Annotated in this window: 9 protein-coding genes; 5 read left to right on the top strand and 4 right to left on the bottom strand. The window is 46.3% G+C overall.

What is annotated here, in order from left to right; all coding sequences use genetic code 11:
* Nucleotides 1–194: 194 nt before the first annotated feature.
* Nucleotides 195–1,022: an IclR family transcriptional regulator gene (locus J3492_RS06015; protein ID WP_207990903.1), complete on the bottom strand. Its 828-nt coding sequence runs from the start codon at nucleotides 1,020–1,022 to the stop codon at nucleotides 195–197.
* 220 nt (nucleotides 1,023–1,242) lie between these two features.
* On the opposite strand from J3492_RS06015, the gene J3492_RS06010 reads away from it, so the two are divergent.
* Nucleotides 1,243–2,427, top strand: coding sequence for an acyl-CoA dehydrogenase (locus J3492_RS06010; protein WP_207990902.1), 1,185 nt, complete (start codon nucleotides 1,243–1,245; stop codon nucleotides 2,425–2,427).
* Nucleotides 2,428–2,645: 218 nt separating this feature from the next.
* Nucleotides 2,646–3,845, top strand: a complete 1,200-nt coding sequence (locus tag J3492_RS06005) for a CaiB/BaiF CoA transferase family protein (RefSeq protein ID WP_243453135.1) — start codon at nucleotides 2,646–2,648, stop codon at nucleotides 3,843–3,845.
* Between the two features lie 142 nt (nucleotides 3,846–3,987).
* Here J3492_RS06005 and J3492_RS06000 read toward each other — a convergent pair whose 3' ends face one another.
* Nucleotides 3,988–4,758 (bottom strand): IclR family transcriptional regulator, encoded by a 771-nt coding sequence (locus J3492_RS06000; protein WP_207990900.1) that lies wholly within the window; start codon nucleotides 4,756–4,758, stop codon nucleotides 3,988–3,990.
* 347 nt (nucleotides 4,759–5,105) lie between these two features.
* Here J3492_RS06000 and J3492_RS05995 point away from each other — a divergent pair, with 347 nt between their 5' ends.
* From J3492_RS05995 to J3492_RS05985, 3 genes are all read left to right on the top strand, one after another.
* Nucleotides 5,106–6,560 carry an NAD-dependent succinate-semialdehyde dehydrogenase gene (locus tag J3492_RS05995; RefSeq protein ID WP_207990899.1) on the top strand — a complete coding sequence of 485 codons (1,455 nt, stop codon included), beginning with the start codon at nucleotides 5,106–5,108 and terminating at the stop codon, nucleotides 6,558–6,560.
* 127 nt (nucleotides 6,561–6,687) lie between these two features.
* Nucleotides 6,688–7,950 (top strand): 4-aminobutyrate--2-oxoglutarate transaminase, encoded by a 1,263-nt coding sequence (gabT, locus tag J3492_RS05990; protein WP_207990898.1) that lies wholly within the window; start codon nucleotides 6,688–6,690, stop codon nucleotides 7,948–7,950.
* A gap of 449 nt (nucleotides 7,951–8,399) precedes the next feature.
* Complete coding sequence (locus J3492_RS05985) at nucleotides 8,400–9,857, top strand: APC family permease (RefSeq protein ID WP_207990897.1); 1,458 nt, start codon at nucleotides 8,400–8,402, stop codon at nucleotides 9,855–9,857.
* 156 nt (nucleotides 9,858–10,013) lie between these two features.
* Here J3492_RS05985 and J3492_RS05980 read toward each other — a convergent pair whose 3' ends face one another.
* Both J3492_RS05980 and aguA read right to left on the bottom strand, forming a co-directional pair.
* Nucleotides 10,014–11,387 (bottom strand): NAD-dependent succinate-semialdehyde dehydrogenase, encoded by a 1,374-nt coding sequence (locus J3492_RS05980; RefSeq protein WP_207990896.1) that lies wholly within the window; start codon nucleotides 11,385–11,387, stop codon nucleotides 10,014–10,016.
* 56 nt (nucleotides 11,388–11,443) lie between these two features.
* Complete coding sequence (gene aguA, locus J3492_RS05975) at nucleotides 11,444–12,595, bottom strand: agmatine deiminase (RefSeq protein WP_243453134.1); 1,152 nt, start codon at nucleotides 12,593–12,595, stop codon at nucleotides 11,444–11,446.
* Between the last annotated feature and the right edge of the window lie 83 nt (nucleotides 12,596–12,678).

Genomic DNA, 12,678 nt, shown 5'->3' with positions numbered 1-12,678 from the left:
GCTTTTGGCAATGGGTTAGTCGCTATCGTTTTATAGTGTGAGGTTATAGAGCGCTAAACATACCAAAAACTGACATTATATCATAATAGCCATAAATATTTGATATTAAAGGGTATTTTTATGGTTATAATCAATGCATAAGTCATGAAAAATCGAGGGTAGCGTTATCAGCGATTATCTGTGCTGCCAAGCATTCAGTCGCCATGGCCAATCCGCTCAGCCAGCGCTTGTAGTTTTGGCACAATCATCGCCGCATAATCCTCCGCCTGCCAATTGGCACTTGGTACACTGGCATTAAGTGAGTAGGCGTATTGCCCCGTCGCCACATCAAATACCCCAACTGCCACCGCCAAAATATCGGGCGAGAATTCACCATCTGATAGCGTATAACCATGGGTCTGATAATAGGTTGCCGCTTGCGTCAATGAGCGCTTCGCTTGTTGATAGTCAGCAGTAGATAGATGTGTTTGCAAATTGGTATCAATCACCTTTTGCCGATGGGGTGCGCTGGCAGCATAAAACGCTCGACCTATGGCTGTTCGGGCGATAGGAACGGCTGAGCCAGCTTGCAAATTGACGGATAAGCGGGCAGGGCTGCGACAACACGCCAAATACCGCATCTCACCTTCGACTTCGGTGGCTAAGTTCACTGACACTTCGTTTTGATCAGCAAACTGTCGTAGCAGCGGCTCAGCAAATGCGACCACATCATGACGACTCCAAGCGATGGTGCTTAGACGTACCGCATTACTGCCCAATTGATACAAGCCGTGTGTCGTTATGCGCAAAAAACCAAGGGTGGTTAGGGTATAAATCAGACGGGTGACGGTCGCCTTTGGCAAGCCACTCATTTGACACAGCTGCTGATGACTCAGCTCATCACTGTGTTCAAAAGCAGCAAGTAAGGTCAGCCCACGCCCAAGAGCGTTGACAAATTGTCTGTCGTCATTCTCTTTACTTTTGGTCAGTGTTGCTTGCATGCGCTCTAACAGTGGCGCTACTCTTGATGACTGTTTTTTCATTTTTTATGACCATAATGGTGGATAAAGGTTTACAGCTTGGATAAATTTTGCTTAAATAGATGTATATTGTGAAACTAAGTTTTGCACAGCGGAACTAATAAGTCAATGAGCAGTTCATACTGCGATAATTAGTAACGGTAATAAATTGATATGGCTCAAATCATTGAGCCTACTCAACCACCATCTGTCGGTCAGGGAGACCGATGCCAAGGAGTACGATATGTCAAATTACACTGTCCCAAGTTTTGATTGGGAAGACCCGTTTTTATTACGTGACCAGATTACTGATGAAGAGCGTATGGTTAGTGATAGCGCTCGTCAGTTTTTTCAAAAAGAGCTGATGCCTGGCATTATTGAAGCCAACCGCAACGAAAACTTTGATCGCAACATCATGCGTCAGATGGGCGAAATGGGCTTGCTTGGTGTGACGATCGATGGCTATGACTGTGCGGGTCTATCAAGTGTGGCTTATGGTTTGATTGCCAAAGAGATTGAGGCAGTAGACTCAGGCTATCGTTCAGCGATGAGTGTGCAGTCGAGTCTGGTCATGCACCCCATTCATGCTTATGGTACGGAAGAGCAAAGAGAAAAATACTTGCCTAAGCTGGCATCAGGCGAATATGTCGGCTGCTTTGGTTTGACTGAGCCAGATTCAGGCTCAGATCCCGCATCGATGTCGACTCGTGCTCGTAGTGTCGATGGTGGTTATGAGCTGACCGGTACCAAGATGTGGATCACCAACAGTCCTATCGCCGATGTGTTCGTGGTCTGGGCCAAAGACGACGAAGAGCAAATTCGTGGCTTTATCCTTGATAAAGGCATGAAGGGCTTATCGGCGCCAAAAATTGAAGGTAAGTTTTCTTTGCGTGCTTCGATCACCGGTGAGATTGTTATGGACAAGGTGTTTGTCCCTGAAGCCAACGCTTTCCCAGATATTCGTGGTCTAAAAGGTCCGTTTGGCTGCTTAAATAAAGCCCGCTACGGTATCGCATGGGGCGCAATGGGTGCCGCTGAGTTTTGTTGGAAAGGCGCTCGTCAGTACACGCTTGATCGTAAGCAGTTTGGTCGTCCACTGGCAGCGACGCAGCTTGTGCAGCTAAAACTTGCCAATATGCAGACTGAAATTGCCCTTGGCCTACAAGCAGCACTACGTGTTGGACGTTTAATGGATGAAGACAATGCCGCGCCGGAGATGATCTCACTGATCAAGCGTAATAACTGCGGTAAGGCACTTGATATTGCCCGTGTTTCTCGTGATATGCATGGTGGTAATGGTATCTCAGATGAGTTCCATATCATTCGTCATGTGATGAATCTAGAGGCGGTCAATACTTATGAAGGTACGCATGATATTCATGCGCTTATCTTGGGTCGGGCACAGACGGGCATTCAAGCGTTTTATTGATACCGGTCAACAACTTAAGTCAGTTGTTCGACTAAGAAACAGTTAGATCACTAACGTACGTTACTGTTTGGGCTATTGTTTAGCGCTTTATAGGTAGTAGCGTACGTTTTTTAATTGTGATTCCTCATCTATGCTGCTACAGCTAAATGATGAATGACAATTTTTTATTCAATACTTCTTATAGCAATACAAAGTGAGTGAGACAATAAGGGATGACTATGACTGACATACCAAAAGGAGCATTACAGGGTATTAAGGTGCTTGATTTATCAAGAGTGTTGGCGGGGCCTTCATCTACGCAAATACTTGCAGACTTGGGAGCCGAAGTCATCAAGGTCGAGCGCCCGAGTATTGGCGATGAGACACGGCATTGGGCGCCGCCTGCCTTTAGTGACGACACTTCTGCGTACTATGCCACCATCAATCGCAATAAAAAATCACTGACGGTCGATATTACGACTGCTACAGGGCAAGATATTATCAAAAAACTGGCCGCTGAAAGCGACATCGTGGTAGAAAACTTTAAGGTCGGTGGTCTAAAAAAGTACGGCTTGGATTACGAGAGCCTAAAACAAGACAATCCCCGTCTTATCTATGCCTCTTTAACCGGTTTTGGTCAGACAGGACCAGACGCAGCATTACCAGGTTATGACTATATTATTCAAGGCCTGTCAGGATTGATGAGTATCACTGGCCCAAGTGATGGCGAGCCGCACAAGGTTGGTGTCGCAGTGGTGGACTTGTTTGCAGGATTGCAGCTCACCATTGGCATCCAAGCAGCGCTGATTGCACGGCAAAGCACAGGTCTGGGTCAGCATGTCGATGTGGCACTGCTTGACAGTGCCTTGGCCATGCTAGCAAATGTCGGTATGAATCACTTGGCATCAGGTCAAGTACCGCCAAGACTGGGCAATCAACATCCTAATATCGTGCCTTATCAAGTATTTGCTGGCGCAGGGGATCAGCATTTTATATTGGCCTGCGGCAATGACAGCCAGTTTGCGAAGCTCTGTCAGCTTATGGATACGGATTGGCATACAGATGAGCGTTTTGCGACCAACCCAGCACGGGTGGCTCATCGTCAGCTGTTGTGCGATAGGCTGGTAGAGAAGTTTGCTGAATACCCACGGGCGCATTGGTTGGCGGTATTGCATGAGGCGGGTATCCCTTGCGGCGCTATTCATAACATCAGTGAAGCGCTGGCCATGCCACAAGCGGTCGCTCGTGAGATGGTGGTTGATTTTGCGGCGCAAGGTAGCCCGGTAAAAGCACTGGGCAGTCCGATCAAGCTATCTGCGTCACCTGTGACTTATCGTACGCCGCCGCCACGTCTCAGTGAGCATACCGACAGCACCTTGTCTGATCTTGGTTATGATAGTGCAACGATTGCCAAACTAAAGGCGGATGGCATTGTTTGATTTAAGCTTGCACTGATTTATGTTTCGACTGATCTTAGGGTGGCTTGGTCTAAATGTGACGTTGGCGATACAGTCAATATACCCTAAGCATTCGTAAGCCGTTTGATTTGCAGTGTTTGAATTGAACGGCTTGTCAATGATGCTAAGCAGACTGTACGGTAATAAAGCCCAAACGCTGCTCGATCTGTTCTGCAAGCTCGATAAGAGCGGTACTGACTTCATCATATTTAGACTCGTATTCTGCCTGCAAAAAACTAACTGCCATGCCTGCAATCGCATTGCCTGAAGCGTTACGTATATAAGTGCCTAAGCAATACATGCCATCACGCAGCTGTCCGTCATCGAGCGAGATACGGCTATCATGAATTGCACTTAGTTCATCAGCCAAGTCTGCAAAACTGTTGACGCCATTAGAGGTGATAGGCTCAGGAAACTCACCTTCGTACAAGGATTCGATGGTGTGGTTAGACAAAGTAGAGAGCATGGCTTTGCCTGTGGCAGAAAACACGGCAGGCACCCGCACACCGGCACGGAACGTGAAGCCAAGTGGCGCAGGGGCTTCATGACAGGCCAAAAACACCACCTCGCCCAAATCCAACTTCGATAAAGTCACCGTATGCTGAAGCAGGACAGGGTATTGCAAAATCAGATCTTTAAATAACTGTATCACCCCTTGCTGACGCTCATATTCACCCGCCCAGTACAGTAAGTATGAGCCCAAATGAAACCGTCCTTCATTGTCTTTGTAAATAACATGCTTTGCCAATAGGCTTTGCAAGATGTTATGGGTCGAGCTGCGTGGTAGCTCTAGTGTTTTGGCGATCTGGGCGGCTGTTAATGGCTGCGCTGATGCAGTAATCAAGTCTAAAATTTGGAAGGTTTTGTCCAAAGCGGGTACGGTAGTCGCAGTCATAATTTACCTACAAAGAAGGATGAAAAACGTAAAGTGCAAAATAAAGCACCAAAACACAAATAAATCCATAATAAAGGTTGCAAATAGTAGCACATCATTCCTATAATGATGTTTCTTATATGGAATTAGTGTTCATTATATTGAACAGGGTGGTGATTATCAATAGTGGTTTATGAATGGCTGGTTTTATTAACGTTGTTGATAATAATGACGGAGATGCCTGTGATTAATGACCACTTATAAACGATTAAATCTACCTTATTTGCTGACTTTCTTATTAATTCCTAAGACTCTTATAACTATTATCAAGCTTACCGACGAGCAGCTTACCGACAAGGAGTGTTGATATGCTAAAGCTATCAAATCAAGATCTCATCAAACAGCAATGCTTTATCAAAGATGGCTGGCATGCTGCCAGTGATGGTGTGACCATTGACGTGAGTAACCCGTTTAATGGCGATGTTATTGGTACGGTACCCAGTCTGACCAAACAGGACGTCGATGACGCTGTCGCCTATGCCCATGAAGTACAGGCATCTTGGGCCGCTACCACTGCCCAAGAGCGTGCTGGTCTATTGCAAAAATGGGCTGACCTCATCGATGCCAATAAAGAAGATCTTGCTATCATCATGACGGCTGAGCAAGGCAAGCCTTTGGGTGAGTCGCGTGGTGAGATTGCTTATGCCAATAGCTTTATCCGCTGGTTTGCCGAAGAGGGTAAGCGCGTCTACGGTGATGTTATCCCGGCCAACAAATCACAACTGCGTCACGTCATTCTGAAGCAGCCAGTTGGTGTTTGTGCCGCCATCACGCCTTGGAACTTCCCATCAGCCATGATTACCCGTAAAGCGGCTCCAGCGCTGGCGGCAGGCTGTACGATGATTATCAAGCCTGCGACCGAGACGCCTTTTTCTGCCTTAGCATTGGCTGCACTGGCCGAAGAGGCGGGTATCCCTGCAGGTGTTATCCAAGTGGTGACTGGCAAATCATCGGTCATTGGCGACATCCTCACGGGCGATGCTCGCATTCAAAAACTGTCATTCACAGGCTCTACAGAAGTGGGCCGTACTTTGATGGCTCAATGTGCACCGACCATTAAAAAGCTGTCATTAGAGCTCGGCGGCAATGCGCCATTTATCGTCTTTGATGATGCCGACCTCGAAAAAGCGGCTGAAGGTTTAATCGCTTCTAAATACCGTAATGCAGGCCAGACCTGTGTTTGTGCCAATCGAGTCTATGTGCAAGACAGTATCAAAGACGCTTTTTTAGAGGTCTTTGTCAAAAAGGTGGCTGAATTAAATGTGGGTAATGGCTTAGAAGAAGGGGTCGATATCGGTCCACTTATCAACCAAAAAGCCCTAGAAAAAGTGCAAGATTTATTAAAAGATGCGCTGGATAAAGGCGCCAATCTGGTGGCTGGTGGTAGCACCAATGACGCATCAGCACTGACATATAACCCAACTGTCATTACTGATATTAGCAGCGATATGGATATTGCTCATGAAGAAATATTTGGCCCTATTGCGACCATATTTACCTTTAAAGACGAAGCGGACGTCATTCGCCGAGCCAATGATACCATCTATGGCTTAGCTGCTTACTTCTATAGTGGCGATTATGCACGCTCATGGCGCGTTTCTGAAGGCCTTGAGTATGGCATCATAGGTCACAACACCGGCTTGATCTCTACAGAGGTTGCGCCGTTTGGCGGTGTCAAGCAATCAGGATTTGGTCGTGAAGGCTCAAAGTACGGTATCGAAGAGTATGTCGTGACCAAGTACTGGTGCTCAGACATCAGCTAGTATTTATGCTCGGCATACAGTTTTATTTTTAATGAAATACACCCAATACCCTAATCGTCTAGTACTTATTAGATAAACCGCCACGTCATAGCTGGCACTTATGTTAAAAAGAGAAAAGGACATCCTTATGACTACTAACAATTCATCATTACTCGAGCGTCGCAAAGCCGTCTTACCAACAGGACTTGGTGTTGCCTTTCCTATCTTCGCAGACAAAGCAAAAAACTCAGAAGTTTGGGACGTAGAAGGCAATCGTTATATCGACTTTGTTGGCGGTATTTCAGTATTGAACACCGGCCACAGCCACCCAAAGATTACACAGCGTGTGCATGAGCAGCTTGATAAGTTCACCCATACTGCTGCACAAATGATCAACTACGAATGCTACGTAGATCTTGCAGAAAAACTGTGTGAAAAAGCGCCCATCAGCGGTGATAAAAAAGCGTTTTTCTTGACCACTGGCGCTGAAGCAGTCGAAAACTGCATCAAGATTGCACGTGCAAAGACAGGCCGTCCTGGTGTCATCTCTTTCGTAGGTGGTTGGCATGGTCGCACCTTGATGTGCATGAGCCTGACTGGCAAAGTGATTCCTTACAAAAAGAACTTCGGCCCTATGCCGGGTCCTGTTTTTCATGCACTGTTCCCTGCTGAAGAGCTCAATGTCACCGAAGAGCAAGCCCTGCACAGTCTGGAGATGATCTTCCAAGCGGATATCGATCCAAGTGAAGTGGCAGCGATGATCATCGAGCCTGTACAAGGCGAGGGTGGTTTCCATCAAGTGACCCCCTCATTTGCTAAGGCGTTGCGTGCCATCTGTGATGAGCATGGCATCGTCCTTATTTTTGATGAAGTACAGTGTGGCTTTGCTCGTACAGGTACTTTATTTGCCAGTGAGCAGTTGGGGGTTGAGCCAGACTTAATGACCAGTGCTAAGAGTTTGGCAGGGGGCTATCCAATCTCTGCAGTAATCGGCCGTGCTGAAATCATGGATGCGCCACAAGTTGGCGGTTTGGGCGGTACTTATTCTGGAAACCCAATGGCTTGTGTGGCTGCACTAGCAGTAATGGAAGTGATTGAAGAAGAAAACCTACTTGAGCGTAGTACTGAGATTGGTGACAAGATTGCCTCGTTTTTAAAAGGTCTAAATCTAAGCAGTATTGGTCACATTCGCCATAAGGGTGCGATGTTAGCGTTTGAGCTCATCGATAGCGAAGGTAAGCCTGACACAGAGGCGACTGCGAACCTCAAAGCGAAAGCGTTTGAGCAAGGCCTGCTGCTTGCCTCTTGCGGTATGTATGGTAATGCCATTCGTGTGATGGTGCCATTGACGGTTCAAGATGAGGTGCTACAAGAAGGTCTTGATATCATCGAAGGCATTTTAACGGCTTAGCTTTTTAAATATCGCTTTTATTAAAAGTTATTATCTAACAGCAAGGCTGCTTTTATGCCACTCGCCTTAAGTGAATAATAGACAACGGCGCCTTGTATCACAGGGCGCCGTTTTTTTTGTAGCGTTTGATACCTCTGTAAAAATATTACGAGGCTAAGGTGGGGTTTTGGGTTTTATATTTTAGAGCCATGAGCATAAATTACTGAATTAATGTTCAATATAAGTGGTATAAAGACGTTTATCGGTTTACTCTATGTGATATCAGTTTTGGTTAACACATGTTGATAGTAACGTAAAACACTATACGGTGGGGACAAAAGTACAGATATGAGTGCGATATAAAAAGCATGTTAAGCAGTCAAAAACCATCGTAGAAACTAAAGTGAGTAAAGACCAGCTTAATCTGAAGAGAGGATTAACATGGATGAAACAAGGACAAGGAGAGCGTTATGTCTGTAATGAAAAAGTCGCTAGGGGTTGTCGATATTATCGCCTTAGCGTTTGGTGCAATGGTAGGCTGGGGCTGGGTAGTATTGGCTGGTGGCTGGGTGGCAACGGCTGGTACTTGGGGCGCTATGACGGCGTTCTTTATAGGCGGTATGGTTGTAGTCATGATTGGTGTCACTTATGCTGAGCTGATCGCATCCATGCCCATTACCGGTGGTGAGCATACTTATACCCACCGCGCACTGGGAGTGAATGCCTCCTTTATCTGCTCATGGAGCATGCTATTCGGCTACTTGTCGGTGGTGGCTTTTGAAGCAGTAGCATTGCCAACGGTGGTTGAGTACTTGATACCCAACTATAATCAAGGGTTGTTATGGACGGTTGCAGGATACGAGGTTTACGCCACTTGGGCGGCAGTCGGTATGGCAGGCTCCATCTTAGTCACTTGGCTCAATACACGAGGCATGGAAGTCAGCGCATGGTTCCAAAAAACAGCTGTTGCTGGAATTTTATTCGTCGGGACCTTATTGTTTATCGGTGCAGTGTTATTTAATCCTGAGGCTACCAATACTGAGCTGTCACCAGCATTTATTGGTGATAACTTTTCTACTACAGCTGCTGCTATTACAGGGGTCATTGTCATGGTGCCCTTTATGTTTGTCGGCTTTGACGTGATACCGCAAGCGGCTGAAGAGATAGACCTTACCCGTCCCAATATCGGTAAGTTTCTGATTATCGCCCTAATCGTTGCTGTGATATGGTATGTGGGCGTTATCTGGAGTGTGGGGGTGACGTTGCCTATAGCGCTGGCGGAAACCTCTACTTTGGCCACTGCTGATGCGATGGAAAGTGCATGGCAAGGCAAGTGGGCAGGTGTCTTATTGGTTATCGGTGGGGTACTTGGTATCATGTCGAGCTGGAATGCCTTTTTGATTGGAGGTAGTCGTCTGCTATACGCCATGTCCAAAACGCACATGTTACCAGCGTTTTTAGGTAAGCTGCATCCTAAGCACAAAACCCCGATCAATGCTATTTTATTCATTGGTGGACTGGCAACAATTGCCCCGTTATTTGGTCGTAAAATGTTGGTTTGGATCGTCACTGCTGGCGGGTTTGGGGTGGTCATTGCCTATACTTTAGTTGCCGTATCATTCTTAGTACTGCGCTATCGTGAGCCTGAGATGGTACGTCCTTTTAGAATACCGCAAGGCAAGATCGTTGGGGTGATAGCTATCATACTTGGTTTGGGTTTATTTGTGTTGTATTTACCTGGTATGCCAGCGGCACTGAGCGGCCTTGAGTGGTCAATCTTCCTTGGTTGGACGGTATTAGGAATCTTGTTTTTTGCTTACGAATCCATGAAAAACCCGGGTATGAGCAAGAAAGTCATGGGAGAAGAGTTAGAGGAGCTTAAGGTCGTCAATCAGCAATGGGTAAAAGATAATCCATATAAGCCTTAGGTCTAAAGGGTTTGCTAACAAATAAAGCCTAACGATTCGTTAGGCTTTATTGATTAAAGTACAAATCCAGACGTGCTACTGGTATAAGTTTTGCTCGCATGCTGTATTTACAGAGGTTGCACAACGGATACTTTAAAAGAAAGTATCCCAGTGCAATTAAGACATATCGCGAATGAGTTTATGGTTTAAAAACTCAGTGATGCCAAGAGTACCAAGCTCACGTCCAAACCCTGAGCATTTAACGCCACCAAATGGCGTATTGGCCTCTGAGCCAGACGGAGCGTTAATAGTGACCATACCAACTTCTAGCTTGTTGGCAATTTCTGTTGCTAACTCTGCACTTTGAGTTTGAATCGATGCACCAAGACCATAAGGCACGTCGTTGGCAATCTTAACCGCATGATCCACATCACGAGCCTTATAAACAACAGCCACAGGGCCGAATAGCTCTTCACGATAGACATCCATTGAATCATCGACATCAGCCAGTACGGCAGGTGCAAACCAAGCGCCAGGCTTGTCTTTGAGTCTACCACCCTCTACCAAGACAGTAGCGCCAGCTTGTATTGCGCTATCAAGTTGCTGCTGCAAACCTTGTGCCGCTGCTGTCGATGACATAGGTCCTATTCTTGTGTTTTCATCTAATGGATCAGCTAAAGTCATCGAACGTACCGCATCAGTGAAACCTGCGACGAACTTGTCATAAACAGACTCAACGATAATCAGACGTTTGGCTGCATTACAGGCTTGTCCTGTGTTACCAAAACGACCTGAGATCGCCCCTTTAATAGCCAGGTCGATATCTGCATCTTCAGTGACGATAAAAGCATCAGAGCCACCCAGCTCTAAAACGACCTTTTTGAGGGCATCGCCGGCTACTTTTGCGACAGCTTGTCCAGCACGCTCTGAGCCTGTCAGTGACACGCCTTGAACTCTAGCGTCATTGATGATGGTCGCTGACTGCTCATTGGTCGCAAAGATATTATTATAGACACCGTCAGGCAGTCCGGCTGCTTGGAAGAGCTCAACGATAATCTCAGCGGTTTTAGGGCACTGCGGCGCATGCTTTAGGATGATGGTGTTACCTGCCATAAAGTTTGGCGCAACAAAGCGAGCGACTTGGTAATGGGGGTAGTTCCATGGCATGATGCCTAGCAAGACGCCAACTGGAAGCTTGTGAACTGATGCAGACCCTGAGTCAACATCGATTTTGTCAGGTGCCAGTAGCTCCTCAGCATTGTCCGCATAATAGCGAAAAATCTCAGCAACCAGACCAATCTCGCCTTTGCCTTCTGCAACGGGCTTACCCATCTCTGCAGTCATAATACGTGCCAGCTCATCTTTGCGCTCAAGATAGATATCAGCAATCTTGTGTAGTATCGCACTACGCTCACTCAGTGCTACCTGACGCCAGTCTTGATAGGCTGACTCTGCTTGCTCGATGGTTTGCTGGATGTCTTGTTCAGTGGCGGTGGGGTAGGTCGCTTCTACTTCGCCAGTAGCTGGGTTAGTAACTTGATAATCGCTCATAAATAATCCTTGGGTTCAAAATCCGTTTTTGATTGGGCTTAATAGGCTCTATGGTTTCATACAGTAGTGAGTTTTTTCACTGCTGGTTGTTGCTGAGTGATGCAATGAATATTGCCACCGCCAAAGACAATCTCTTTGGTACGCACCCCAACTACTTGATGTTTAGGGAAGACTTTTTCAAGCTGCTTGATCGCTAAATCATCATTTATATCATCGTACTGTGGCACGATGATAGCGTCATTACAAATCAAAAAATTAGCGTAAGAGGCGATACAAATGTCTCCAGGAAGGCGAGCCTTGGTATCATTTGATTGCACGATGTCATAGTTATCAGGTAAGGTCACTGGATACTTAGTACAGCAGAGCTTGTGGACGGTCAGACGTCTCCCTTTTGCATCTGTCATATTTAAGAGCTGCTGATAAGCGTTTTGAGTCGCAGCGAAAAAGGGATGCTCAGGATCATTAGTGTATAAGCAAACCACTTCACCGGGACGTGCAAAGCAAGCGAGATCATCAATATGACCAGTCGTTTCATCAGGGTCAATACCATAATCAATCCACAGTACCTTTTTGGCATTGAGATAGGCTTTTAGCGTATCTTCAATTTGATTCTCGTCAAGATGTGGATTACGTCCAGGGCTGAGTAGACACATACGTGTGGTTAGTACTGTGCCCTCACCGTCGACATGAAAAGCCCCTCCTTCCATGACAAAGCCATCTGTACGGTAGCGCTTGATACCTAAATGCTCGCACAAACGCTCAGCCAGTTTGTCATCGTCATTCCAAGGCGAGTAAAGACCGTCATAGTCTCCGCCCCAAGCATTAAACGTCCAATCACAAGCACGTAGCTCGCCGCTATCATTAATCAAAAACGTCGGCACAATGTCACGTGCCCATGCATCATTGCTCGGCATAGCGGTGACTTCTATAGTGTCATGCAAGCTATCACGGCAAGCTTGATAGTCATCAGGTGTCACCAATACTGCAACCTTACAAAAGCGACTTATCGTCGTCGCTACTGCAGCATAGGTGTGCTTGGCAGGTATGGCATTTTGTCGCCAGTTATCAGTCCGATAGGGCCATATCATCCAGATTTTTTCTATCGGTGCAAACTCTGCTGGCATATAAAAGCCGTCATCTGCCGGTGTTGAGTTGGTGATTAAGTTTTTAGATGTTTCTAGTGGGTTTTGTTCATCTGATAGCATCATAAAAATAACCTTATTAAACCTCACTCTCAACTATTTAAGTATAGTGAATCCTAAATAAAAAGAGTGCAGCTATTATAGTGTGC

Source organism: Psychrobacter coccoides, from assembly GCF_017498085.1.
GTDB classification, from domain to species: domain Bacteria; phylum Pseudomonadota; class Gammaproteobacteria; order Pseudomonadales; family Moraxellaceae; genus Psychrobacter; species Psychrobacter coccoides.
Note: the sequence above shows the minus strand (reverse complement) of the source record. Positions and strands in the feature narration are given on the sequence as shown.

Coding starts and splice junctions, on each gene's coding strand:
- J3492_RS06010 (WP_207990902.1), top strand. CDS start 1,243: ATGTCAAATTACACTGTCCCAAGTTTTGATTGGGAAGACCCGTTTTTA.
- gabT (WP_207990898.1), top strand. CDS start 6,688: ATGACTACTAACAATTCATCATTACTCGAGCGTCGCAAAGCCGTCTTA.
- J3492_RS05995 (WP_207990899.1), top strand. CDS start 5,106: ATGCTAAAGCTATCAAATCAAGATCTCATCAAACAGCAATGCTTTATC.
- J3492_RS05980 (WP_207990896.1), bottom strand. CDS start 11,387: ATGAGCGATTATCAAGTTACTAACCCAGCTACTGGCGAAGTAGAAGCG.
- J3492_RS06015 (WP_207990903.1), bottom strand. CDS start 1,022: ATGAAAAAACAGTCATCAAGAGTAGCGCCACTGTTAGAGCGCATGCAA.
- J3492_RS06005 (WP_243453135.1), top strand. CDS start 2,646: ATGACTGACATACCAAAAGGAGCATTACAGGGTATTAAGGTGCTTGAT.
- J3492_RS06000 (WP_207990900.1), bottom strand. CDS start 4,758: ATGACTGCGACTACCGTACCCGCTTTGGACAAAACCTTCCAAATTTTA.
- J3492_RS05985 (WP_207990897.1), top strand. CDS start 8,400: ATGTCTGTAATGAAAAAGTCGCTAGGGGTTGTCGATATTATCGCCTTA.
- aguA (WP_243453134.1), bottom strand. CDS start 12,595: ATGATGCTATCAGATGAACAAAACCCACTAGAAACATCTAAAAACTTA.